Annotated in this window: 24 protein-coding genes; 9 read left to right on the top strand and 15 right to left on the bottom strand. The window is 34.5% G+C overall.

Annotated features, from left to right (window positions below; genetic code table 11):
• Positions 1–248: 248 nt before the first annotated feature.
• A complete protein-coding gene (locus tag OB_RS10890) occupies positions 249–689 on the top strand; it encodes a YslB family protein (RefSeq protein ID WP_011066509.1) in 441 nt (146 codons plus the stop codon).
• Positions 690–784: 95 nt separating this feature from the next.
• On the opposite strand, the gene uvrC is transcribed toward OB_RS10890, so the two are convergent.
• The 12 genes from uvrC to zapA all read right to left on the bottom strand — a co-directional run bounded on the left by uvrC (position 785) and on the right by zapA (position 14,256).
• A complete protein-coding gene (uvrC, locus tag OB_RS10895) occupies positions 785–2,575 on the bottom strand; it encodes an excinuclease ABC subunit UvrC (RefSeq protein WP_011066510.1) in 1,791 nt (596 codons plus the stop codon).
• Positions 2,576–2,777: 202 nt separating this feature from the next.
• Positions 2,778–3,092 (bottom strand): thioredoxin, encoded by a 315-nt coding sequence (gene trxA / locus OB_RS10900; protein WP_011066511.1) that lies wholly within the window; start codon positions 3,090–3,092, stop codon positions 2,778–2,780.
• A 291-nt stretch (positions 3,093–3,383) separates the two neighbouring features.
• Entirely contained in the window at positions 3,384–4,355 is a 972-nt protein-coding gene (locus OB_RS10905; RefSeq protein ID WP_011066512.1) for an electron transfer flavoprotein subunit alpha/FixB family protein, read from the bottom strand.
• Positions 4,356–4,383: 28 nt separating this feature from the next.
• Positions 4,384–5,157 carry an electron transfer flavoprotein subunit beta/FixA family protein gene (locus OB_RS10910; RefSeq protein ID WP_011066513.1) on the bottom strand — a complete coding sequence of 258 codons (774 nt, stop codon included), beginning with the start codon at positions 5,155–5,157 and terminating at the stop codon, positions 4,384–4,386.
• A gap of 24 nt (positions 5,158–5,181) precedes the next feature.
• Entirely contained in the window at positions 5,182–5,955 is a 774-nt protein-coding gene (locus OB_RS10915) for an enoyl-CoA hydratase (RefSeq protein WP_011066514.1), read from the bottom strand.
• Between the two features lie 27 nt (positions 5,956–5,982).
• Positions 5,983–6,570, bottom strand: a complete 588-nt coding sequence (locus OB_RS10920; RefSeq protein WP_011066515.1) for a TetR/AcrR family transcriptional regulator — start codon at positions 6,568–6,570, stop codon at positions 5,983–5,985.
• A gap of 134 nt (positions 6,571–6,704) precedes the next feature.
• Positions 6,705–8,420, bottom strand: coding sequence for a long-chain-fatty-acid--CoA ligase (locus tag OB_RS10925; protein WP_011066516.1), 1,716 nt, complete (start codon positions 8,418–8,420; stop codon positions 6,705–6,707).
• Positions 8,421–8,596: 176 nt separating this feature from the next.
• Positions 8,597–9,007 carry a DUF350 domain-containing protein gene (locus OB_RS10930; RefSeq protein WP_011066517.1) on the bottom strand — a complete coding sequence of 137 codons (411 nt, stop codon included), beginning with the start codon at positions 9,005–9,007 and terminating at the stop codon, positions 8,597–8,599.
• 113 nt (positions 9,008–9,120) lie between these two features.
• Entirely contained in the window at positions 9,121–11,469 is a 2,349-nt protein-coding gene (locus tag OB_RS10935; RefSeq protein WP_011066518.1) for an endonuclease MutS2, read from the bottom strand.
• 38 nt (positions 11,470–11,507) lie between these two features.
• On the bottom strand, positions 11,508–13,226 hold the full coding sequence (gene polX, locus OB_RS10940) for a DNA polymerase/3'-5' exonuclease PolX (RefSeq protein WP_011066519.1): 1,719 nt from the start codon (positions 13,224–13,226) through the stop codon (positions 11,508–11,510).
• A gap of 223 nt (positions 13,227–13,449) precedes the next feature.
• Complete coding sequence (locus OB_RS10945; RefSeq protein WP_011066520.1) at positions 13,450–13,989, bottom strand: CvpA family protein; 540 nt, start codon at positions 13,987–13,989, stop codon at positions 13,450–13,452.
• Between the two features lie 6 nt (positions 13,990–13,995).
• Positions 13,996–14,256 carry a cell division protein ZapA gene (gene zapA, locus OB_RS10950; protein ID WP_011066521.1) on the bottom strand — a complete coding sequence of 87 codons (261 nt, stop codon included), beginning with the start codon at positions 14,254–14,256 and terminating at the stop codon, positions 13,996–13,998.
• Positions 14,257–14,384: 128 nt separating this feature from the next.
• Here zapA and rnhC point away from each other — a divergent pair, with 128 nt between their 5' ends.
• Both rnhC and OB_RS10960 read left to right on the top strand, forming a co-directional pair.
• Positions 14,385–15,311 (top strand): ribonuclease HIII, encoded by a 927-nt coding sequence (rnhC, locus tag OB_RS10955; protein WP_011066522.1) that lies wholly within the window; start codon positions 14,385–14,387, stop codon positions 15,309–15,311.
• Between the two features lie 11 nt (positions 15,312–15,322).
• The gene (locus OB_RS10960) at positions 15,323–16,012 is read left to right on the top strand and encodes a uracil-DNA glycosylase (RefSeq protein ID WP_011066523.1); all 690 of its coding nucleotides are present in this window, start codon (positions 15,323–15,325) and stop codon (positions 16,010–16,012) included.
• A 186-nt stretch (positions 16,013–16,198) separates the two neighbouring features.
• On the opposite strand, the gene pheT is transcribed toward OB_RS10960, so the two are convergent.
• The 3 genes from pheT to OB_RS10975 all read right to left on the bottom strand — a co-directional run bounded on the left by pheT (position 16,199) and on the right by OB_RS10975 (position 20,792).
• Positions 16,199–18,634, bottom strand: a complete 2,436-nt coding sequence (gene pheT, locus OB_RS10965; protein WP_011066524.1) for a phenylalanine--tRNA ligase subunit beta — start codon at positions 18,632–18,634, stop codon at positions 16,199–16,201.
• A gap of 27 nt (positions 18,635–18,661) precedes the next feature.
• Positions 18,662–19,696: a phenylalanine--tRNA ligase subunit alpha gene (gene pheS, locus OB_RS10970; RefSeq protein WP_011066525.1), complete on the bottom strand. Its 1,035-nt coding sequence runs from the start codon at positions 19,694–19,696 to the stop codon at positions 18,662–18,664.
• A 355-nt stretch (positions 19,697–20,051) separates the two neighbouring features.
• Entirely contained in the window at positions 20,052–20,792 is a 741-nt protein-coding gene (locus OB_RS10975; protein WP_011066526.1) for a TrmH family RNA methyltransferase, read from the bottom strand.
• Positions 20,793–20,894: 102 nt separating this feature from the next.
• Between OB_RS10975 and sspI the strand changes: the two genes are divergently transcribed.
• The 6 genes from sspI to OB_RS11005 all read left to right on the top strand — a co-directional run bounded on the left by sspI (position 20,895) and on the right by OB_RS11005 (position 26,916).
• Positions 20,895–21,107 carry a small acid-soluble spore protein SspI gene (sspI, locus tag OB_RS10980; RefSeq protein WP_011066527.1) on the top strand — a complete coding sequence of 71 codons (213 nt, stop codon included), beginning with the start codon at positions 20,895–20,897 and terminating at the stop codon, positions 21,105–21,107.
• A 493-nt stretch (positions 21,108–21,600) separates the two neighbouring features.
• On the top strand, positions 21,601–23,184 hold the full coding sequence (locus OB_RS10985; protein ID WP_011066528.1) for a DUF6583 family protein: 1,584 nt from the start codon (positions 21,601–21,603) through the stop codon (positions 23,182–23,184).
• Positions 23,185–23,260: 76 nt separating this feature from the next.
• Positions 23,261–24,442, top strand: a complete 1,182-nt coding sequence (locus OB_RS10990; RefSeq protein ID WP_269445928.1) for an ABC transporter permease — start codon at positions 23,261–23,263, stop codon at positions 24,440–24,442.
• A 23-nt stretch (positions 24,443–24,465) separates the two neighbouring features.
• Positions 24,466–25,563: an ABC transporter permease gene (locus OB_RS10995; RefSeq protein WP_231846940.1), complete on the top strand. Its 1,098-nt coding sequence runs from the start codon at positions 24,466–24,468 to the stop codon at positions 25,561–25,563.
• A gap of 1 nt (position 25,564) precedes the next feature.
• Positions 25,565–26,236 carry an ABC transporter ATP-binding protein gene (locus tag OB_RS11000; RefSeq protein ID WP_011066531.1) on the top strand — a complete coding sequence of 224 codons (672 nt, stop codon included), beginning with the start codon at positions 25,565–25,567 and terminating at the stop codon, positions 26,234–26,236.
• Positions 26,237–26,301: 65 nt separating this feature from the next.
• Positions 26,302–26,916 (top strand): lytic transglycosylase domain-containing protein, encoded by a 615-nt coding sequence (locus OB_RS11005; RefSeq protein ID WP_041544551.1) that lies wholly within the window; start codon positions 26,302–26,304, stop codon positions 26,914–26,916.
• Positions 26,917–26,921: the final 5 nt, after the last annotated feature.

Raw genomic sequence — 26,921 nt, forward strand, 5'->3', positions numbered from 1 at the left:
CCTCTAAAATTGTTAGGTATACTTGATAAATGTATAAATAATATAGATAATGAGATTAGTTATTTTTATCATGGTAATTTATCATACGTATAAAAAATTCTAGAATGAACAAAGACAGATATACTGTTAATATACCGAATGCTATTACTCTGATAAGTATCGATTAAGTTGTAAAGTGGCTTCTCTTCACTGAAAATAAGCTTACTTTATCGATCTTTATATACATGATCAAAGAAAGGATGGAATGGATGTCAAAAAAGTACCAAACGTTTGATGTACCTCAATTAGACAATTTACATACACCAGGAGCGGGTTATGACATCCTGCGTTATATTGGATTACCAGAATTATTTGGGGAAGAGAAAGATACACTGTTATATTTTTTAGGGAAAAATATTGCAAGAAAATTTAATATGAATACCTTAGAAGACATTATTTTATTTTTTGAGAAAAGTGGTTGGGGAACACTCGAACTCATTAAAAGTAAAAGGAAAGAAAGAGTATTCCAACTACTATCTGATTCAATAGTTCTGCGAATCAATTCCGAAATCGATACTGAATTTCGTTTAGAAGCTGGATTTTTAGCTGAAGCAATTCAGCAAATCGAAGGAACAGAATGTGAATGCGTAGAGTCGATAAATAAACGAATTAAACAAGTTGAATTTACCGTTCACCTAACAGATGAGTAAACTACATATTAAATAAAAAGCCACAAGATCTAGAAATTCTTGTGGTTTTTTAAATTAAATCTAGCACGTATGAAATTGGCTCAAATAATCATGATTTACGTTTCATCATCATTTGGTGAGTTTAAATGATTCAATACTAATTCAGCTATATTACTTGGAATCCCCAATTTCCTCATATCTTCAATAGATGCTTTTTTTATTTGATTAATCGATTTAAAGTGTGAAAGTAACAGTTTTCTTCTCTTTTCACCAACACCCGGAATCTTATCTAATTCAGACTGAAATAAGCTCTTCCCTCTTAATTGGCGATGGAATGTAATTGCAAATCGATGTACTTCGTCTTGAATTCGCTGTACAAGGTAAAAAGCTTGAGATTGTCTTTCTAATGGAACAACTATAGGTGGCATTCCATATAACAGTTCACTTGTTTTATGACGATCATCTTTGGCTAGTCCTGCTAATGGTATATCTAAACCTAACTCATCTTCTAAAACTTCTAACGCTGCGGACATTTGACCTTTTCCCCCGTCAACGATAATCAAATCTGGTAATGGTAAATTTTCTTTCAAGACACGCGAATATCGCCTTCGAACCACTTCCCGCATCGTATCATAATCATCGGGGCCTTTTACATCCCGAATCTTATATTTACGATATTCTTTTTTATTTGGCTTCCCGTCTTCAAAAACAATCATTGCAGAGACTGGATCAGTACCTTGTATATTCGAGTTATCAAAAGCTTCTATTCGATGTGGTGTCTCTATATTTAATTGTTCACCTAAATCTTCTATAGCTTGAATTGTTCGTTCTTCATCTTTTTCAATTAATTGAAATTTTTCATTTAAAGAAATCTCTGCATTTTTAACAGCTAATTGTACCAGTTCTTTTTTTCTTCCTCTTAATGGTATATGCACCTGTATCTCTAACACTTTAGCTAATAATTCGTTGTCGATACCAACCGGAACTAATACTTGTTTTGGCTTCAAATGATTTTCATGTAAATAAAATCTTCCGATAAAGCTGACTATTGTTTCTTCAGGACTATCAAAAAATGGAAAAACACTGGTATCTCTTTCAATTAATTTCCCTTGTCGTATGAAGAATACTTGGACACACATCCATCCCTTATCATAGCTATAACCAAAGATATCCCTATCCATTTGATCAGTCAATGTCATTTTTTGCTGTTCCATTGTAGCATCGATATGTTGTATTGTGTCCCTTATCTCTTTCGCTCGTTCAAAATTTAACGCTTCGCTTGCCTTTTGCATTTCCCCTGCTAAATTTTTTCGTATATCTTTAAATCCACCCTGCAAAAAAGAGCTAATCTCTTGAACTATTTCTTGATATTCTTTTACGGAAGGTGGATTTTCCGCACAAGCTTTGCACTGTCCCATATGATAATAAAGACAGGGCCTCCCCGAGGGGTTATTACATTTTCGCAAAGGATACATTCGATCTAGAAGTTTTTTTGTTTCCCGAGCGGCTATTACGTTGGGATAAGGTCCAAAGTACTTACCCTTATCTTTTTTTAATCGTCGAGTAACAATTAAACGAGGATGCCTTTCTGAGGTGATTTTCAAATAAGGATACGATTTATCATCCTTTAACATGACATTATACCTAGGATCATATTTTTTAATTAAATTCATTTCCAAAATCAATGCTTCAATCTCTGAAGAAGTAACCATGTACTCAAAATCTCTAATTTCTTGAACTAATCGTTGTGTTTTCCTATCATTTGCACCTCTAAAATACGATCTTACTCTATTTCTTAATTTTTTTGATTTCCCAACATAAATAACAGTCCCATTTTTATCTTTCATTAAATAACAACCTGGTTGTTGTGGCAATATAGACAGTTTTTTCTCTATATTTTCATTCATAAGCGTCAAATCCTTTATTCATCGATAAGAACGATAATAATTACTTTCTGCAAATGTGAGTTAGTACAGTTTGTACATTGCTCATCAGTATGTTTATTTGTTTAATTAGAAAATCCCTTATCAGCAATAATGACAGACAAGGGATTTTTCTCTATTTCTTATAATTATACAGGTATTCAGTTACAACACCAAGTAAATTCTCTTACGCGTGTTTGTTTATAAGATCCTCTAATGCTTCTTTCGGCTGGAATCCAATAACTTGATCCACTACATCCCCATCTTTGAATAATAGTAATGTTGGGATGCTCATTACTCCAAATTTACCTGCAGTTTCTTGATTTTCATCTACATCTAATTTAACAATTTGTACTTTTTCTTCCATCTCACCATCAATTTCTTCTAGTACTGGTGCAATCATTTTACAAGGTCCACACCACGGTGCCCAAAAATCAGCCAATACAAGACCTTTTGAAGTTTCTTCTGTAAAGTTTTGATCAGTTACATGCTTAATAGCCATTATTTGTTACCTCCTTAAAAAACAAATTCATCAAGCTTCATCTAAAGCTTATTATGAGTATATCACCCATGGCATATACTTCCTAATAGTTTGCTTATCTTTATGTAATAAATTTACGTTGGTATTTCTATGCACTCTTTGATAACAAACACAGGCCTGTAAATAATCGCTACATACGATTCAGCTCCTGTTTTTTGAGAAATTGTTGAATTTTAGATGAGTATTATTAAAGACAATAGGGTTAGCTATTAATCTATGAAAGCTTTCATGCAAACCCTATTGTCTCTTAGATTAAACTGTCACTTTAACTTTTTTTATTTCTTCAATAAGCAATGGAATGACTTCAAATAGATCTCCAACTATACCATAATCCGCTACATTAAAAATATTGGATTCAGGATCCTTGTTTATAGCAACGATTACTTTCGAGTTTGACATCCCCGCTAAGTGTTGGATCGCTCCAGATATTCCTACTGCAATATATAAATCTGGAGTTACTACTTTACCAGTTTGACCAATTTGAAGTGCATAATCACAGTAGTCTGCATCACATGCACCACGTGAAGCACCAACTGCACCTCCAAGTACTTCCGCTAATTCATATAATGGTTTGAAGCCATCCGCACTTTTTACACCTCTACCACCTGCTACAATTACATTTGCTTCAGATAAATCCACTCCTTCAGATGCTTTTCTAATAACATCTTTAATTACTGTTCGTAAATCAGTAATATTCACATCTACAGAGCTAACTTCTCCTGATCTAGATCCATCTTTCTCAAGCGCAGGTATATTGTTTGGACGTATTGTTATAAAAGTAATCCCATCCGTGATAACCTTTTTTTCAAATGCTTTTCCAGAATAAATCGGACGTACAAATACACCATCATCTTCGATATCTACCACATCGGATACAAGTCCAGTGTTTAATTTACTAGCAATTTTTGGAGTTAAATCTTTTCCAATCGAAGTGTGTCCCATAACTATTCCTGTAGGAGATTCATTATTAACCACTTCCATAACTGCTTGCCCATAACCTTCTGATGTATACGTTTTCAAATTATCGTGAGAAACTACAATCACACGATCAGCACCGTAAGCAATTAATGATTGACCTTGGCTTTCAATATCTCCACTACCTATTAACAGCCCTACAATTTCTGCATTATGATCAATCTTTTTAGCAGCAGCAATCGCTTCGTATGAAACGTTACGTACTTCGTCATCTCTCAATTCACCAATTACTAAAATTTTGTCGCTCATTATTTAAGCCCCTTTCTGCAATAAAACATTAAAGTACTTTTTTCTCGTTTTTCAATAAGGATACTAATTCTTTCACTTGATCAGCAGGTTCCCCTTCGAGAATTTTACCCGCTTCTTTTTCCGGCGGAAGATATACTTCTACTGTTTTTGTTTTTGCTTCCACATCATCTTCATCCAAATCTAAATCGTCAATTTCAATTTCTTCCAATGGTTTTTTCTTCGCTTTCATTATACCTGGTAAAGAAGGATAACGTGGTTCGTTTAAACCTTGTTGACAAGTAACTAACAGGGGTAAACTTGTTTCAATAATTTCCACATCCCCTTCTACATCTTTTTCAATTGAAGCTGTATCGTCATCAATCTTTAAGCTAGTTATTGTAGAAACGTAAGGAATATCTAACAGTGCTGCTAAACGTGGCCCGACTTGCCCACTGGCTTCATCAATTGCTACATTACCCGCTAGAATTAAGTCTACTTCTTTATCTTCAAAAAATGCTTCTAAAATTTTAGCAGTAGTATATTGATCTCCATTTTCAATATCTTCTTCTGTATTTATCAAGACAGCTTTATCAGCACCCATTGCTAAAGCAGTACGTAATTGTTTTTCAGACTCTTCATCACCAACTGTAACTACAGTAACCTCTCCACCATGTTCATCACGCTGCACGATAGCTTCTTCCACTGCATATTCATCATAAGGATTTATGATGAATTCGGCACTATCATCTTCAATTCTACCGCCTGAAACAGTAATTTTTTCTTCTGTATCAAAAGTTTTCTTTAAAAGTACATATATATTCATTTAACTTCCTCCTAAACTACGAATCTATTTATCTTGGAAATTTGGTTCTCGTTTTTCAATAAATGCTGTGACACCTTCTTTTGCATCTTCAGACCCAAATACCCTGCCAAAAGACTTTGCTTCTTCCTTTACACCTTTTGAGAGTTGATCTTTATTTGCATATGGAACTAAATGCATTATCTCTGAAATACCAGGCTTACTTTTCATAGTAATTTTATTCGCAATGTTCATTGCTTTTTGCAGCAATTCTTCTTCTGGAACTACATGATTCGCCAATCCCCAATCAGCAGCCTGCTGTCCACTTATTGGTTCCCCTGTTAATATCATTTCATAAGCTCGTGCATTCCCGATAAGTCGTGGTAAACGTTGAGTTCCTGCAAAACCAGGAATGATACCCAAATTCATTTCTGGTAATCCTAACTTTGTATTCTCAGTAACTAATCGAATATGACATGACATTGCAAGTTCAAGACCCCCACCAAGCGCAGCTCCATGTATAGCTGCAATTACAGGGATAGAAAAATGTTCTACACGATCAAATACGTTTTGCCCATTATTGGCAAGAGATTCATATTCAGATGCATGTTGATATCCAGTGAATTCTTTAATATCTGCTCCAGCAGAGAAGAATCTACCTTCACCCGAAATAACAACTGCCTTCGCTTTACCTTCTTCTTCTATTTGATTAAGTCGTTCATTGAGTTGTTTCAATATTGCCCCTGATAACGCATTGGCAGGTGGACTTTGAATAGTCAAACAGGCAACTTGATCTTTTAATTCAAAAGCTATTAACGTCAATGTTGGCACCTCTTCTCCCTTTTAATATTAAGATTCATATACTAAGGCACCAATTATTAATGCATGTGCCTCAGGAACCATACGAATCAAATTATATTTTTGTTCTTTCATTACCCAGTTCGTAACGATTTCATCTAAGGTACCAAATATCATTTGCCTTACAAGTGGTATATTTAACCCTTCACGAAATTCACCTAACTCCATACCTTCTTCGACGATCTGATCGATCATGGTCAAATATGGTTTTAATACTTGATTAATTTTTAGGCGTAAAGATAAATTTGACTGTCTTAATTCTAACTGAGTTACTATCGCTAGATGATAATCTGCAGATAATTGACTAAAATGCATTTCTATGAGTTTCAACAATTTGTCAGATACGTTGTCTTTCCCTTTAATGGCATCTGCTATTTTGTCTACAAATTGCCCCATTTTTTGTTCAAAAACAGAAACTAATATATCTTCTTTGTTTTTAAAATAAAGATAGATCGTTCCATCTGCAACCCCTGCCTCACGGGCTATCTTAGATACTTGTGACCCATGATAGCCATTTTCAGCGATAACTTTAACTGCTGCTTCGATTATTTGATGATATTTTGGTTTTTGATTATTCATGATTTTCTCCTTAAGATGTGTTTCGCGATACTGAGTGAATGATCATTCATAATTTCAATATACATTCCTCGAATTATTCTGTCAATAGATAGCTTGTCTATTTTTTAATGAAAAAAGAGCACGAGGCTCATCATTTATACAGATGAAACTTCTTCTGTTTGTTTTTCTTTCTCTTCATCTATCAATTTTCTTCGTAATATTTTTCCTACGGCTGTTTTTGGTAATTCATCACGGAATTCATATATGCGAGGTACTTTAAATGCAGCTAAGTGTTTTCTTGAATATTCATTTAATTCCTCTTCTGTTAAAGCAGCACCATCTTTTAACACTACATAAGCTTTAACGGTTTCTCCTCGATAAGGATCGGGAACACCTGCAACGACTGCTTCTTGAACAGATGGATGTTCATATAGCACTTCTTCAACTTCTCTGGGATAAATATTATATCCACTTGCAATAATCATGTCTTTTTTTCGATCAACTACATAGAAATAGCCATTTTCATCCATGTAACCCATATCACCAGTCATTAACCAGCCTTCTTTTAGAACTTTAGCTGTTTCTTCTTCGTTTTTCCAATATCCTTTCATAATTTGTGGACCTTTTACAGCTATTTCTCCTACTTCTCCAATCTCGGCTGGCTCTAATTCACCGTCCATTTTAAAAATGACTGCATCCGTATCTGGCCAAGGAACTCCGATACTTCCATTAATTCTCTCTTCCCAAACAAAATTAGAATGAGTTACAGGGGACGATTCCGTTAAGCCATATCCTTCAACCAATTTTCCACCAGTAATTTTTTCAAATCTTTCCTGAACTTCAATTGGAAGTGGAGCTGATCCACTGATACAAGCCTCAATAGAGGATAAATCGTATTTTTCTAAATCTGGATGATTAAGCAGACCAATATAGATGGTTGGAGCTCCAGGGAACAAGTTAGGTTTCTGCTTATCTATTGCCTTTAAAATATCAGTAGCGTTAAATTTAGGCATTAGTATGATTTTTGATCCTTTTTTTATCGAAAAGTTCATTACTGTAGTCATTCCATATACATGAAAGAATGGTAATACACCAAGCACAACATTTTGCTTGTTAGACTCCGAATCAACTATTTTGTACAACCATGTTTCACACATCTGTACATTTGAAGTAAGATTATAGTGCGACAACATAACTCCCTTCGGATGCCCGGTAGTACCACCAGTATATTGTAATAATGCAATATCCTCTTCTGGATCAATCGTCGATTCTAAATAATCAGCAACAGAATGTTCCATTATTTTTTGCCAAACATGTGTATCATTACTTTCTTCTACTTTCACCACCATATTGTATTCTTTCTTTTGAATAAATGGATAAATCAGGTTTTTGGGAAATGGGAGGTAGTCTTTAATACCTGTAACAATGACATGATCTAATGAGGTATGACTTCGTACCTGGTTCACTCTCGGTAACAATATATCTAAACAAATAATTACTGTAGCCTCTGAATCGTTCACTTGGTACGTAAGTTCTCTTTCAGTATATAGAGGATTTGTCTGTACTACCACTGCCCCAGCCATTAAAATACCATAGTAGCTGACTACTGCTTGTGGAGTATTCGGAAGCATGATTGCTACTTTATCTCCTTTTCTTACACCTATGGATTGCAGATAGTTTGCCATCTTCTTTGCTTCATCATACAATGATTGATAACTTATGTCTTTGCCCATAAAATGAAGCGCTTTCTTTTGACCGTATTTTTTTGCGCTCTCTGCCAAATCATCATAAAGCGGTCTTTTGACATAATCGATGGTTATTGGTATTTCTTTCGGATAACGACTATGCCAAACCTTCTCTTGTTTGACCATAATTTATTCTCCTCCTTTAGTTAATACTATAACCATTATACCGATTAATTTCTATTTTTTGAATTTTTATTTATATTTTTTTATAAAATCAGGTAAAAAATACCTACTACTAGAAACACAACCGAAACAGCGATTAAAATTTTCGCTAGTCTATCTAATACCATTTATTTGTCCTCCTATCCAACAATACTCGCACCAATTACATAAGCCAATCCTATAGATATCACCATTGATATTAATCCTACAGCTTTGTTCCCTTTACCTATTTCTTCATCTACCTTCATTGCAGGAGTTAAGAATTCAAAAATCAAATAACCAATCATTAATAAAACAAAACCGTAAATACCCCAGCCTATTGATATCAGCAAACTATCGTTATGTTCAATGGAGAATCGAAAAACAGTTGCTATACCAAATAATTTTCCTCCGGTTGCCATTGCCACAGCCACATTACCATTTTTAATTTCATGCCAATTTTTGTACGATGTTACTAATTCAAATATCGCTAAAAACAGTAGCGTACATAAAATAAACACACTATATCTTGCTGTTGTAACAATAATGATATGCTCCCAGAAGTTTTCCAATTCGGTTCTTCCCTTCTTATGTATAATAAAATTGAGACAAAACGATAACTTATAACTTTACGTGATTTTGTTTAACGAAATAGTAAAAGCTCGTTTTGTCTCAGTACAGTAAATTAACCTAATTGAATGACAGTTACTCCACTACCACCTTCACCTGATTCACCAGGTCGCGCACCTTTTATCCGTGGATGTCTCCCTACAAATTCTTGTACGCCTTTTCGTAAGGCGCCCGTTCCTTTACCGTGTATGATCGATGCTTTTGGATAACCTGCTAATAATACATCATCTACATACTTCTCCAAGCGGAGGATAGCATCTTCATATCTTTCACCACGTAAATCCAGTTCAGTACTAACATGATAATTAGAACCCTTGATTGTAGTTACTGGATCCACTTGTTTCTTTTTTGGTTTTCGTATTAATTCCAGATCTTTTCGTTTCACTTTTACTTTCATAATCCCAACCTGAACTAAATATTCTTTATCACTAACTCTTTCTAACACTTCACCCATTTGATTAACCGTTAGTAATTTAATTTCATCACCTGGCTGAAGTTGTCTATCTTCCACTGGTTTCGGATCAACTTGTTTTTGATTACCATTCTTGGTTAAGTTTGGTTTAGCTTCATCAAGCATTTTTCTTGCTTCGATCCACTCATGTTCCTTCAACCCTGCAGAGTCTTTCATCTGACGCATTTCGGAAACAATAGTCTCCGCTTCTTCTCTTGCCTTCTGAATCGCTTTCTCTGCTTTTTCTTCTGCTTTTTTATATAATTTTTCTTTTTTCTGTTCAAAAAGGTTCCATTCATGTTCTAATGCATTTCGAAGTTTTTCTGATTCTAATAATACATCATGTGCTTGTTCATAATCCTGTTCTGCCTCAAGATGTGACTTTTCTAAAGAGGCAATCATATTCTCCACACTCTTCGAATCTACACCGATTAAGCTTTTGGCTCTTTCAATAGTAGCTCGTTCGAGGCCAAGCCTTGTTGAAATATCGAATGCATTACTCCGTCCAGGCACACCAATTAATAAGCGATAAGTAGGCTTTAAAGTCTCTACGTTAAACTCAACAGATGCATTCACTACTTGTTCACGATTATAACCATATGCTTTTAACTCAGGATAGTGTGTTGTCGCAATCACACGTGCTTGCTTAGAGATTACCTCATCCAATATTGCCATTGCTAACGCAGCACCTTCTTGCGGGTCTGTACCTGATCCTAATTCATCAAACAATACAAGAGAACGGTCAGTGATTTTTTTCATAATATCGACTATATTCGTCATATGGGAAGAAAATGTACTTAAATTCTGTTCAATTGATTGCTCGTCACCAATATCGGCAAAGACTTCATCAAATACTGGCATTTCACACCCATCTAGTGCTGGAACTTGTAGTCCTGATTGGGCCATTAATGTACAAAGTCCAACTAATTTAAGGGTTACTGTTTTCCCCCCTGTATTAGGACCAGTAATAACAATTGAGGTATACTCTCTGCCAAATTCGATATCGTTGGCTACAACTTCATCGATAGGGATCATTGGATGCCTAGCCTGTTGCATCTTCATATATCCTTCATCGTTCATTTTAGGACGTGATGCTTTCATTGCTTGTGCTAACTTCCCACGAGCATAGATGAAATCAATATTTGTTAATACTTTTACATTTTCTAGTAAATCCTGTTCATAAGAAGCAACCTGATTACTCAAGTCTTTTAAGATGCGTTCAATTTCTAATTGCTCTTTCGACTTTGATTCATGAAGACTGTTGTTGATGTCAACAACTGCCTTTGGTTCCATAAACAGTGTTTGGCCAGAAGCGGATTGATCATGTACAATCCCTCCAATAGCTCCACGATACTCTTGCTTTACTGGTAATACATAGCGATCATTTCTTATAGTTATAATTGCATCAGAGAGCATCTTACTATTGCTTCTTGTATAATTTTCTAGCTTTTCTCGAATCCTACTCTCTAATGTACGAATGGAACTACGAATCGATCTTAATTGACTAGAAGCTCCATCCATAATATGACCATGATCATCGATACAGCTTTTTATTGCCTGTTCCAGTTCACGTATAGGAGTAATATGTTCCACTAGCTCTTTCAAAATAGGAATATCTAGCTCTTCCATATTTTCAATTGTATTTTTAACATTTCTACTTCCGTATAAAGTATTAGCAACATCTAAACATTCATCTGTAGAAAGAATCCCACCTATCGAGCTACGTTTTACACTAGCCCTAATATCTGTTATTCCTCCTAAAGGAATCGCTTGATTTAACCTAATGATTTTTGCAGCTTCATCTGTTTCGTCTTGTAACATATTTATTTTATCTAAAGAAGAAAGAGGCTTGGTAATCTTTGCTCTTTCTTTACCTAAAGCTGTTTCTGCTTGTCCTTTTAACATTTCAGTTACTGATTTGAAATCTAGTACACGTAATACACGTTCATTCATTTTAAAAACCCCTTTTAGCTAAGTCCATCCAAGGGCACTTACTTACCTCGGTTAAAGTAGCGCTCTACCTCTTCTTTCGTCCAACTGTTTATTACAGTTGATGGCTTTATCCATCCTTTTCTTGCTGTCCCTACACCATATTTCATATGATCTAACATCTGATAATTATGTGCATCTGTATTAATTGCTAACAATACACCTGCTTCTTGAGCCTTTCTCGCCCATTCATGGGATAAATCCAAACGATTTGGATTTGCATTAATTTCTAATACAGTATTTGTTTCTTTCGCTTTTTGTATCAGCATATCCATATCGACAGAATAACCCGAACGCCGCCCAAGTAACCTTCCCGTTGGATGTGCAATTATTGAAACAAATGGATTTTCTAAAGCTGCTGATAGCCTCTCCATAATCTTCTCTTCAGATTGATTAAAACTAGAATGAATAGCAGCAATTACATAATCCATTTCTTGTAGAAAATCATCAGAAAAATCTAATTCACCATCGGGTTTAATATCCATTTCAACACCTGAAAAAATATGAAAATCATCATATTTTTCATTTAAATGTGAGATTTCTTCGCGTTGTTTTCGCAAGCGATCCTCGTCTAATCCGTTTGCTACTCGTAAATACTTAGAGTGATCGGTAATCCCCATGAATTGATACCCTTTTTCTCTAACTTTATTTACCATTTCTTCTAAAGACTGAGCACCATCACTCCAGGTAGTGTGCATATGAAGATCTCCACGAATATCTGAATTCTTTATCAGTTTTTGCTCTTGTTGAAACGCTTCTACTTCGCCGGTATTTTCTCTAACTTCTGGAGGAATATAATTTAATCCAAAATGATTAAAAAATTCAGTTTCTGTTTCAAATGTAATAAGTTCCCCCGTTTCTTCTACTTCTACACCATACTCACTAATTTTTTCACCACGAGCTTTTGCTAGCTGACGCATTGCGACATTATGATCTTTTGAACCTGTAAAATGATGTAATGTAGTTGGAAATTCTTTATCTTGCACTAATCTAAAGTCAACATTGATATCATACACATCTTCAATCGTTACAGATACTTTTGTATCTCCATTGGCAATAATTTCTTTAATTTGTGGTAAATCTAATAGATTAGCTCGAACACGCTCTGTGTTTTCGGTAGCTATTATAAAATCTAAATCTTTGATGGATTCTTTCATCCTACGAATACTTCCGGCTTGCGAAAAACGGATTATCCCATCCATTTCTTCTAAATATCCGACTATCTTTTCCGCTAAAGGTAACATAGTAGCAATCGGCAACCGATCTGGTCGCTTGCCGACTTCATCCAGAGCTTTTACAATCTTCTCTGCAGATTTCTTACCAAACCCTGATAAGGCTTCTACTTTTCCTGTAAGACAAGCTTCTTTTAAACTGTTAGCATCTACAACCTGTAACTCCTGATATAACTTGGATAACTTTTTACCACCTAATCCTGGTAAATCTAATAAAGGAAGTAAACCAGGTGGTACTTCTTTTGATAAATCGTTTAACGTCTCTGAATAACCATCTTGGATGAACTGCTCAATAACAACGCTTGTCCCTTTTCCTATACCTTTAATCTTAGTGAAATCCCCCATTTCACTTAAGCTCCTATCATCTGTCTCTAATGCCTGCGCTGCCTTACGATACGCAGAAATTTTAAATGGGTTCTCTCCCTTTAATTCTAAATAAACAGCTATTTTTTCTAATAATTTTATGATATCTTTTTTATTAATACTCATTTAATTCACCAATCCAGTCTTTTTCGGTTAAGCAACCACCTAGAGTTATATATTTTAGAGTTAGTTACTTCCAAATAATATTCGTCTGCTGATTAAATACTTTTTACTAGGTCTCCACTTGCACGCTATAAAAAACAAACTGACTCACGCAATTTTCTAGGATGTACTCGTTAAGCCTCCCGATCAACATGAGTCAGTGCGTTTAGTTACTATTTAGCTTTTTCTAATTTCCAATTGAAAACCATAGTTCCATTATTTTCTCCGAGAAGTATGGTGTTTTTTCAATCATAAATAAAGCAATCGATGATTGTTGTATTGCCTCTTGAACTCCACCAAGTGGAGTTAATGCTAAAATAAATAACAAAATAAAAGACAGCAAATAGATCTCAACAAATCCTAATACTGCACCTAATAACTTATTAATTGAACTAATAATAGGTATGGATGCTACAAAATCTAACATGGAAGCAATTATTTGTAAGATTACGCGCACCGCAATAAAAATAAGCGCAAACGCTATTGCATTATAGAACGCGCCTTCAAGCGGTAATGACTGTAAAAAGTTTGCCCATGAACTATCACTGGACAACTCCGGATATGGGATAAACAATGCTAATTGTTCACCTAGTGGCTTGTAATACATCACGGCCAAGACAAAAGCAACAATAAATCCCGTTAAATGGAGTAATTGAAGAATAAATCCACGCTTCAATCCCATTAAAAAACCGAAAATCAAAAGTAAAAATAATAATATATCTAACATATGGTTTTAATCCTCTTTCTTCTTTATCGATCCTAAAAGCGTTGCATAATCTTCTTTTAGTTTTAGATAATCATTCATTGTGTTTACTGCAGTTAAGACTGCAAGACTGGAAGTATCCAATTGTTTATTCACTTCATGAATCTCATTCATTTTTTGGTCGACAAGATCCGCCACTAACTGCATATGTCTTTCAGACTCTTCCCCAACTATATGGTATTTACGATTATATATTTCAACTGTTATTCGTTGTTTATCTTCTTGACTCATAATGTTGCCTCCTGCGACAATAATTCTCATATAATAGTAACATGAAGTTCTTATAAAAAGAAGTATTTCAATGAATCAATCATTTTGCTATAGTCTAATGTATGTAAGGATTGGAGAGATGTCAAAAAATGAGCCAACAAGTAATTGTAACTACTAAGGAACAAATTCAAAAAATGAAGAAATATTATCTTTCGCAGTTAACATCAACCCCCCAAGGTGCTATTTTTCGTGCAAAAACGAATAACGCAGTAATCACTGCTTATCAATCAGGTAAAGTTCTTTTCCAAGGATCTGCACCGGAATCCGAAGCATCGAAGTGGGGTAACGTTCCTTTAAATGATAAAAAGAAACATTCGTTAGAACAAAAACACTCATATTCTCCACAAGCGGAATTATTTACTGACAATCATATCGGCTCTGATGAAGCGGGTACAGGTGATTACTTTGGGCCCATTACAGTAGCAGCATTATTTGCAACAAAAGAGCAACAATTAAAGCTAAAACAAATAGGTGTACGTGATTCAAAGCATTTAAACGATACAAAAATTAAACAAATTGCTAAGGAGATTGCTCATTTACAAATTCCCTATTCTCTCCTTTTGCTCCCGAATGGAAAATATAATAAATTACAGGCAAAAGGTTGGTCCCAAGGAAAAATGAAAGCAATGCTGCATCATCATGCTATTGATAAATTATTGCAAAAAATCGATGTCAGATCCTTAAAAGGTATTGTGATCGATCAATTTTGCCAACCTCCTGTTTACAAAAAATATTTACAATCAGAGAAAAAAACGCTCCATCCGAACACGACTTTTATTACGAAAGCAGAAAGTCATTCTATTAGTGTGGCAGCTGCTTCCATATTGGCTAGAGCAAGATTTGTAAATGCAATGGATGAACTATCTGAAGAAGCAAAAATGGAACTACCTAAAGGAGCTTCCGCAAAGGTTGATCAAACGGCAGCCAGACTTATTCGTTCTAAAGGTTTCGAAGAACTTGATAAATATGCGAAAACGCATTTTGCTAATACGCAGAAGGCACAAAAATTACTGTAAGGATGATATTAATGGAAAACCCTTTATATAATGATTGGTCCCTTTTATTAGAGGATGAGTTCAAAAAAGACTACTACCTAAGATTAAGAAGTTTCTTAAAAAAAGAATATACAGAAGAGAAGATCCATCCCGCTATGGAAGATATTTTTAATGCACTTCATTTTACTCCATTTCATAAAGTCAAAGTAGTCATATTGGGGCAAGATCCCTATCACGGTCCGGACCAAGCACATGGATTAAGCTTTTCTGTACAACCTGGGATAACCATACCTCCATCTTTAAAAAATATTTTTAAAGAATTAACCCATGAATTTGGTATGAGTATGCCTACCCATGGTCATCTTACACATTGGGCTAAACAAGGTGTATTATTATTAAACAATGTATTAACAGTGCGTGAAGGGAAAGCTCATTCTCATCGTGGTCAGGGTTGGGAAGTGTTCACAGATAAAGTTATTCAAACACTCAATCAAAAAGATCATCCGGTTGTATTTTTACTCTGGGGTGGTGCGGCTCAAAAGAAAGGGGAGCTAATCGACACAAACAAACACATTATCTTAAAAGCTCCTCACCCAAGTCCGTTGTCGGCTTATCGTGGATTTTTTGAATCAAATCATTTTTCCAAAGCGAATCAAATTTTACATAAGAATAATGTAGAAGAAATTGATTGGACTCTTCCTGAATCCCCATCCCAAGGATAATCAATACGGGAGAATTCGAAATGAGTAGCCGAGGATGAGACAATGAGTAATCATTCTTTTACATCAAAAAGCTAACAAAAGGGTAAAGTTATCGATGCTAACTTTACCCTTTTTTGATAACATACATTAATGTTCGAATCATCGGATTTCATAAATATTAATTGAGAAATTGATTAAATCTCTACATTAAGATCGAACGTAAGAACCAAATTTCTTATTTACAGCTTCTACAATTTGTTGATAAGAACTTTCTACCTCGTCATCTTGCAGTGTTTTTGCAGGATCTTGATACATTAAACGATAGGCGACAGATTTTTTCCCATCTTCCAGGTGTTCCCCTTGATATACATCAAAGATAGAAACTTCCTTTACTAATGGTGCTCCAATTTCTTGTATATACTGTTGTACCTCTCCTGAGAATACTTCAGTATCAAGAATAAATGCAATATCACGAGATACGGATGGATACCTTGGAATATCTGTAAAGGATGGCACATTTATATATTTTTCAAATACAGACTCTAAGTCTATCTCAAAAACATATGTCTCCGGTAAGTCAAAAACATTTGCTGTTTTTGGATGTAATTGACCCATAAATCCTATATTTTCTCCATCAATATTAAGTTCAGCACATCGACCTGGATGCATATCCTTCATTTTAACCTGTTTAAAGGAAATATTTAACTGCAAATAGTTGAATAAGCCTTCAATAATTCCTTTAACCACAAAGAAGTCAACCTGCTTTTTATCTTGCTGCCAAGGATGATTATGCCATAATCCTGTAAATGCCCCAGCTAAGTGCAATTTTTCAGTTGGTTGATGCGTCAATTCTTGTTCTTCTGAAATAAATACTTTTCCTATTTCAAAGTAATTTAAATCTGTTTGCTTACGAGCAATGTTATGCTGTAATATACGTAGCAATTCTGGCACAATACTTAGACGTAAATATTTATGATCCTCACTCATTGGCATAGCTAATGAAATTGGATAACTATTTTCTAAATCAATATTAGGCGTAACTAATCGCTTTACATTTTGCTCATTAGTTAAAGAATATGTCAATGTTTCCATTGCTCCACTGCTCATCATAAACTCTCTTATTTTCCGTTGCAGTAGTTGCTTATCTGTTAGGCCGCCAGATTTCACCCAACCTTGTGGAATTGTATATGGTAAATGATCATATCCATGAATACGGATAATTTCTTCTAACATATCCTCAAAAATCGTAATATCTCTACGACGAGTTGGCACATGAACAATAAATGTATGGCCATCTTGATCAAAATCAAATTTTAATCGATTCAAGACAGACTGCACATCCTTTTCTGTTAATTCCATGCCTAGTCTTTGATTTACTTGGGTGAGCGGAACTTTCACTTCTTTTGTTGATTTTGTATCAAGATGATTTTCTTCGGCAAATCCCTGTAGTACTTTGCCACCAGCATATCTCTGCATTAATTGACATGCTCTTAACCCCGCTTCAACGATTCGATTAGGATCAATACCTTTTTCAAACCGGGTACTTGATTCACTTCGCAGCCCAGTTTGCCTCACCGTATGTCTTACTGCTGTAGCTTCGAAATATGCAGCTTCTAATAAAACGTTAACCGTCTTATCCGTAACTTCACTATTTGCTCCTCCCATTACCCCTGCTAAGGCAACAGGCTCACTTCCATTAGTAATTACAAGATTATCTTCGGTTAGTTTTCTTTCTTGTTCATCCAATGTTTGGATTACTTCCCCTTCAACCCCTCTGCGAATAACAATTTGATTTGAAGCAAAACGATCGAAATCAAATGCATGCAATGGTTGACCATACTCTAAAAGAACATAATTCGTAATATCAACGATATTATTAATTGGTCGAATTCCTGAAGCCATTAAGTAATTTCTCATCCATAAAGGCGAAGGTTTAATCACTACATCTTTAACCATGAATGCTGCGTAGTACGGATTTAAATCTTTGGATTCAATATTTATTTCTATCTGATCAGATACTTTCTCATCAATATAATCGATATTTTTAGTTGGCAATTCAATCGGTTGATCTAAAACAGCTGCCACTTCATAAGCTACTCCTAGCATACTAAGTGCATCAGGGCGATTTGCTAAGACGTCTAAGTCTAAAACTGCATCTGTTAAATTCAACCACTCATCTACTTTTGATCCAACTTCGATATCCTCATCTTCTGGGAATACAAATATTCCTTCTGCAATATCTGTTGGTATATACTTCTCTTCTAATCCAAGTTCCTGTAGCGAGCAAATCATTCCGTTAGATTCCACACCGCGAAGTTTTACTTTTTTTATTTTCATATTCCCCGGCAGTACCGCTCCTGGTTTAGCTACTGCAACTTTTTGCCCTTTAGCTATATTTGGCGCACCACATACAATTTGTAATGTCTCTTCTCCGACACTCACTTGTGTTACATTCAATTTATCCGCATCAGGATGTTTTTCACAAGTCTCCACATAGCCAACTACTATATTTTCGTTTTTTTCCGCGATGTATTCGACGCCCTCTACTTCAATTCCTGATTTTGTTATCTTTGCTGCAAGTTCTTCAGGTGTAACAGCATCTAAGTTCACGTAATTTTTTAACCAATTATAAGATACTAACATGGTCTTCCTCCTTTTATCTCTGTCCGTTTATGCTTGGTGAAATTGGGTTAAGAATCGAATATCATTGGTATAAAAATGACGAATATCATTTACGCCATATTTAAGCATTGCGATACGCTCTTGCCCCATTCCAAATGCAAATCCGCTATAAACTTTTGGATCATAGCCACTCATCTCTAAAACTCGAGGATGTACCATTCCTCCTCCTAAAATTTCAATCCAACCAGTCTGCTTACATACGGAGCACCCTTGGCCACTGCATACTTTACAGGAAACATCCATCTCTACTGACGGCTCTGTAAATGGGAAGAATGATGGACGTAGACGAATTTCACGATCTTCTCCAAACATTTTTTTTGCAAAGATGTCTAACGTTCCTTTTAAATCACTTAGTGTAATATCTTTATCAATAACTAACCCTTCTATTTGTCTAAATTGATGGGAGTGCGTCGCATCGTCCGTATCTCGTCGATAAACCTTACCAGGACATATCATTTTAATTGGCTTCTCTCCATTGTAAGCCTGCATCGTACGTGCCTGTACTGGTGAAGTTTGTGTGCGAAGTAACAATTCATTTGTTATAAAAAATGTATCCTGCATATCTCTTGCTGGATGGTTTTTTGGGAGGTTCAATGCTTCAAAGTTAAAGTAATCTGTTTCCACTTCGGGACCTTCCTTCACTTCATATCCCATACCTATAAATAAATCCTCTATTTCTTCAACAACACGGGTTAATAAATGCTTACCGCCTATGTGTACTGGATTACCAGGTAAAGTAACGTCAATCGTTTCTTTCTCTAATTTCTCATTTAATGCTTCTTCTTCCATTTTTTCTGTTTTTTGATCTAGTGCAGCGGTAATTTGTTCACGAACTTGATTGGCTATTTCACCAATGACAGGGCGTTCTTCCTTGGATAATTTACCCATTCCTCTTAGAACACTCGTTAACGAACCTTTCTTCCCTAAATATTTCACTTTTAGATCCTGTAATGATTTCATATCTTTTGCTTCTTCAACAGAAGCAATTGCCTCATCACGGATGGCGTGTAATTCTTCTTTCATTCTTTATACCTCCCTAATATTTATCAATACGAAAAACAAAAAAGCCTCTATCCCAGAAAGGGACGAGGCTCTATGGTCGCGGTACCACCCTTGTTGATTATACATGTATTTTACATTATATTAATAATCCAACTTTGTCCTGATAACGGATGGGTTCCGAAACACCTTTACATTCATCTATGGTCCAAGTGTTAGCTCCAGAGTGAAATGCAATTCTCTTCATCAATAGGAATGCTTTCAGTCAGGACATTCCTTCCCTAAATTGATCAAAAATGAGTCTTGCTAGCTCCTTCATTGCTTGTATTGATTTATAGTAATAAAACCATTATAGAAAAAACATACTAAGCATGCAAGGTTATTTTTTTAAATGATACATTAATATACCAGCTGCAATGCCAACATTTAATGATTCAGCTTTCCCATAAATAGGAATATTTATACGTTGATTTGCTTTGTTCAATAATGAAGGAGCTATTCCCGCTCCTTCATTACCTAAAATTAAGCCAACCTTGTTATGAACGCTAACTTCAGTATATTCCACTGCATCATGTAGTGCTGTGGCAAGAATAGTGAATCCTTGTGTTTGTAACATATGAATTTCTTGTTCTAATGTTGCAGTATAAATAGGTATATGAAAAATTGACCCTTGCGTAGCACGGATAACTTTATCATTAAATATGTCCACACATCCATCACCTAATACAACTGCATCTACACCAGCTGCATCAGCAGTCCGAATTATAGTCCCCATATTTCCAGGATCTTGTATGGCATCAAGAAGTATAATCAAATTGTTATCTTCTTGTACTTTCGGTATATTCATCTCTACCACAGCAATAACTCCTTGAGGGGTTTGTGTTTGTGAAATTTCTTTTAATACATTTTCACTTACATACGCAACAGGAACATCTTTAGCATCGTTAGGTAATTCATACCCTTCAACGACGATTAACTCTTGTATAACCCAATTACTTTTTAAAGCTTCTTGAATTAAATGGATACCATCTATTAAGAATGTATTCGTCTTTAAACGTTCTTTCCTTCGATGCAATTTTTTCCAACTTTTAACTTTTTCATTTTTTATAGAAGTAATCATGATTTAAAACATCCTTCGTAATTTTCCTATCTGTATCATACATATATTTTGTCATTGTGGTCAAACTATGTTTAGTCCACTATTTCAAGAGGAGTGTGTTTGATGGATTTAAATTTACGCAAAGCAATTTATTCCAACATTTCTAATAATGATGAGCAACAGTTAGAAGCTACTATTGTGGATGCCATTCAAAATGGTGAGGAAAAAATGCTTCCCGGTCTAGGAGTGTTATTTGAATTAATTTGGAAACACTCTGATGATCAAGAAAAAAAAGAAATGATCCAATCATTAGAATCTGGTGTAAAGCAGCTTTAATTAAATTTAGGAGGTCAGGGTCTATTCTTGCGAATAAATTGACCGGATCTCCTTCTTTTATATATTGTAATGTTAATACTTCAAGTTGAATAGTATCTATGGTAACATTCAAGAACTTTTTTCCTTAATCCCTTTAATTATTCGAAACGTATGGAAAGTCTTGTTCATACCATTTACTTATATATAAAATCGAACATCAAATTAAAAATAAGTATAAAGAACTATTAATTCGACAAATCCCTTATATTATATTATCTCATTCTTCATTATTTTACATAATATCGTATACAATTAAGCATAAAGAATCATTTATTAATCTTAAATTTAAATTTTATATGAAACTTTTAATATATATAGCTATTTAGAAGATTATTAGATATATTTGACTACCTATCTGTTAAATGATATAAAAAATTGAAGCAATTTTTTATTATATGTTTTTCAGTAATGTAATAAACTTGTAAAAGAGCACAAACAGAAAGGGGTAAATATTTTGGAAGAAAATACGAGTAACACTTCAAAGAAAGGCCTTTCCAAGGGAATCATCGCCTTAATAGTAGGTGTAATAGTACTTTTAGGAGGAACAGCTGCAGCATTCTTTATTAATAGTTCTTCTCCAAAAGCTACATATTTTCTTGCTGAGAAGAATTCGTTGGAACATGTAAAAGAGTATGTAGAAAATCGTTATTCGGATGAATTAGCATGGGTAGAAAAATCAGAGGAAGAGGCAATCGAACAAAACCTAGACATTGGCGTTACCTTTAATGATCCAAGCTCTAACGGATTGCAAGCAGATCCAGCGATTGAAATGATTAATAACTCTAGACTTATGTTCAATACTCAAACAGATATGGAAGCACGTCAATTTTATACAAACATTGGCGTAAACTATAATGGAATAGAATTGAATGATATTGAATTGGCTGTGAACGAAGGAAATCTTACATTAGGATTACCATTCCTTAATGAGACACTTCAATTTCATGATGAGGATTTCGGTAGCCTTATGTATGAACTTGATCCATATACGTTCACAGGAAACGAGACGCTAAATTTAGATAGCATATTATTTGATAATATGTACGCACTAGAGGAAGAAGATCTTGAGTATGTCAAAGAAGAATATATAATGTATACTTATGATTTACTACCTGAAGATGCATTTGAGAGCTCTAATGAAGATGTAGAAGTAAACGGTGAATCAATTAGTGCGGAAAAAGTTACGATGCATTTATCAGAAGAACAAACAAGAGAAATATTGACTAACCTGTTTGAAAAAATGAAAGATGATGAAAAGCTAAAAGAACTTGTCCACGAACAATTAGTTAATACTTCTTACGTAGCAGGTAGCGATATGTCACAATTAGAAGAAGAAATCAATCTCATTCTAGAAGACTATGAAACTGTATTTGAAGAAGCAATAAAAGAAGTTGAAACGTTCCAATTTAATGATGGGATTCAATCAGCTTTATGGATTGCCGATGATAAAGTAGTACAACGTGAATTGAATATTGCTTTAGCTCCAGAAGGAGACGAATTAGTTTCATTAGATATCAACGGACAACAACATTTAACAGATGATCAAATTTTCTTCGATTTTGAATTTACAGCAGATGAAAGCTCATCTTTAGTGCTCTCTGGTGACTTAAATTCTAAAGATGGTATTATCAAAGACAATATAGAAGTCTCCATTCCAGATGCTGAGATGAAATTATATTATGAAGGTGAAGAATCAGTAAGTGACAATACTCGAACGTTCGATCGAACCTTAGGGTTTAGTGAGCCATATACCGGTGAAGGAAGTATGGTCTGGTCTGGTGAATCTACTTATGATGAAGATCAAATGAATTCCAGTAATACTGTAACATTCGGAACTACAGACATGCCTGAAGTTCTTGCACTCGATATGAATATAGATGGATCTATTATTGATAGTGTAACAGAAATGGATACTTCTAATATTGTAGACATTGGAGCAATGTCCTCTGAAGAAATTTCAACTTATTTTAGCACTGATTTCGCTGAACAATTTCAGCAATGGATCATGCAATTAATGGGTGGATCGAATTTTAATTAGTGTTAATTATAGATAGAAAAGAGCGTGCATTACAATGACGTTTATGAAACATGTAGGACTATTTCTAAAAAATCACATGGTTCACTTAAAGAGGAAGTGTCTAACACTTCCTCTTCTTTTCATGTTCCCAGTTGTTATCGTAAGTCTAATCGGATATATGTTATTTAGTTTTATTTCTCAAGATGAACAAGATCCTGTACAAGTTGGATTAGTAGATTTAGATGAAACGGAAGAAACCCAGTTTATGGTCCAATTCTTAGAAGGGTCATCTTTATTCAATCAGTTTTTACATATTAATAAACTAACAGAAAATCAAGCTGAAAAAGAATTAGAAAGTAATACATTAACTACTTACATAGCATTTCCAAAGAATTTTATTCAAGACCTTTATCAAGGAACAACCGTAGATATTCCAATCATAGGAAATCGTCAACAACCAGCAGAAAGTTATATGATATATGAGACAATGGAAAGTGTTGTCCGTCATATTCGTTCATCTCAAGCAAATATTCTTACCATGAACTACTATGCAAAACAATTTGAAATGAACGACGATGAACGAAACGATTTTGTTTTTCAACAATTTCAAGAGTTTTTATTGTACACCATAAGTAGGGATCAAATCGTACAGGAAAATGAACTTACTAACCAAGCTACCTCTTCCCCTAAAGATTTTTTTGGAATTGGTATATGGTTTGTCGTTATTACCATATGGGTCTTTATGATATACCATTTTTTCACAAAAGAAACTCCAACCTATATTTATCAAAGAATGCGTTTATATGGAGTTACCGTTTTACAGCAGATTACGGCAAAAATTATTATCTCTTTATTAGTCTCTTTACTTTTCATCATTCCTTCCTTATATGGAACTTTAAATGTATTAGATATTACATTAGTAAATGAGAACATTCTACGATTAACTTTTCTCATAACACTGTTTGTTGTATCTCTGCTATTACTTATTGCAAACCTGGAGTTACTTATAACATCTGAAAAATTTAGAATGCTTACTCAATCTGCGTTAGTCCTGTTGATTATATTATTAAGCGGAGCTATTATTCCCGCTATTTACTATCCACCATTTCTACAAGATGTGATGCCTTACATAACGAGCTATTTAGCTATGGATTGGATTCAACAGATTACACTAAACGGCCGACACCATGCAGAATTTTTCCCGTTATTAATAATAAGTGGAGCGCTTCTATTCTTATTACTTGCTTTATCTAGTTGGAAGGAGCGTGCACAAACATGATACGAGTGTGGAAGACAAGGTTCATGCAATTAAAAAAAAGATGGTTAACGATTGCTTTTTTGACTTTATTCCCTTTTTTAATGACCTGGATTGTCTTAGAAGCTACAGAGGTTATTCAAGATGAGAGCAAAATTCCAGTAGGTATCGTACTTCAAGAAAATACAGAGATGGCTCAACAGCTAAAAGAAAACCTACAGAATTCTTCATTTGTTGAGGTTTTGGATGTATCAGAAGCAGAAGCAAAAAGAATGGTCGCGACACATGAAATTGACAGTGCTTTTATAATTAAACGAGGTTATCAAGAAGCGATATTAGATGGAGAAAGAAATCGGTTAATTAGTTCCTACACTACAAACTTTTCTTTTGGATATGTTCCAATTAGAGAGATGATCAGCTCCTTTGTTCAAGAAGATAGCGGAAAAGCAAAAGCTGCTCAAACTATTTTACAGTTGGGAGAATATCTAAATGCGAATAATCTTCCAACTACTTCAGAAATTATTCAAAAGATACAAGAAGTAGAAATTAGTGAAAACTTAGTATATACCTCTTTTCAATTTCAAGGAGAAGATGATATAGACGATAATACCGGAAGCTACTTAATTGAGCCATGGAAACTTTGGGCTATATTTACTCTGTTAAGTACTTTACTCCTATTTGACTGGGTCATTCGTGATCGAGATACGTCCATGCAGTCACGCTTTGCATTTATACGCTATTCGTTCAAACAATATATGTTATCAAATTTGATATTTTATATACTCTTTCTTTATATCATTGATATATTTACCGCTATTGGATTTCATTGTTTATTTCAGGACCAATGGGAATGGAAATTCCCTTTTGTCCTTTTAAGCTTTAGAGTATTAATAACCTTAATCGCTTTTCTGATAGCTCTATGCTTCCGAAGATATTTAGTCTATTACAGTTTTGCTATTAGCTTAGTACTTTTTGTATTTCTTATTAGTGGTATTATCATCCCTTTAGAAGGGCTGACACAAAAATTACCTTGGATAGATTATTTAAGCCCACTGCATGCATTTAGCGAAGGGAAATTATGGCACCCACTATTTATATTAGTTGCTGCAACACTTGTCCCATGGTATATGAAAGGAGAAAAGTAACTTGATTTCTGTTCAGAATTTAAGGAAGTCATATAAGAAAAATGTAGTTATCGATCAGCTATCTGTAGATATTAATTCAGGGGATATTGTAGGCTTAGTAGGTGAGAATGGAGCAGGTAAGTCCTCGTTTTTACGTATACTAGCTACATTATCTAAAGCTGATAAAGGAACGATTACTTGGAATGATGTTTCCTATGAAAAGGAAACAAAGAAACTTCGTAGAGACATTGGATTTGTCCCCCAAGAAATCTCAATTTGGGAAGATTTTACGGTAGAAGAAAATATGAAGTTTTTTGAAAAGTTATCTTGGGTGAATCGTTCTGAATCGGAACTTAAACAATTATGTTTAGATATGAAACTTTCAAAATGGAAAGAGCCCGTTCACACTCTTTCAGGCGGGATGAAAAGAAAATTGAATATGGCAATTAGTTTCATCCATGATCCAAAACTATTATTATTAGACGAACCTACTGTAGGAATTGACTTAAAATCAAAAAAAGAAATTGGAGAATATCTATATAAACAATCAAAGGAACATCATAAAACGATTATTTACACTTCTCATGATATGGATGAAATCATTTCACTATGTGATTGGGTTATATGCATAGGTAAGGATAGTTTTTATGAAAATCTATTAAAATCAAGAGGAAAGGAAATATTTACTATTTAATATTGCCTATTTTTTTACAAACCGCTAAAATAGAATTAATAGATTATAAAAACGGATGTGATGAAGTGGAAATCAATGGTCTTCCGCAAATGATGCCTTTTCAAATAATGTCATCTTTACAAACAAGTAATTCTACTGATTCTTTAGGTGTATCGTTTCAACAATTATTATTAGAAAAAATTAACGAAGCAGAAAGACGTACTAGTTTGGATTTTGGGTCAAATTTAGTATCTGTTCCATATAAAATGCAATCCCCTCTGAATGCAATAGACAATTCATCTATAACTACGAATAACTCTAGTGTGTCAGCTTATCAACAATTAATCTCAAACGCGAGTCAAAAGTACGGAGTGGATGAAAGTCTAATTAATGCAGTAATTAAACATGAATCTAATTATAACCCAAATGCTACTAGTTCAGCAGGTGCTCAAGGATTAATGCAATTGATGCCACAAACTGCAGCAGGTTTAGGAGTTACAAATGCTTATGATCCTGTTCAAAATATTAATGCAGGAACTAAATATCTTAGTCAGATGTTACAACGCTATAATGGCGATAATCAATTAGCATTAGCTGCTTATAATGCAGGTCCAGGAAATGTAGATAAATATCAAGGAATTCCTCCATTTCGTGAAACTACTGCATATGTATCCAAAGTAATGCAATCCTTACAAGCATAATTAGA

The organism is Oceanobacillus iheyensis HTE831 (assembly GCF_000011245.1).
GTDB lineage: Bacteria > Bacillota > Bacilli > Bacillales > Amphibacillaceae > Oceanobacillus > Oceanobacillus iheyensis.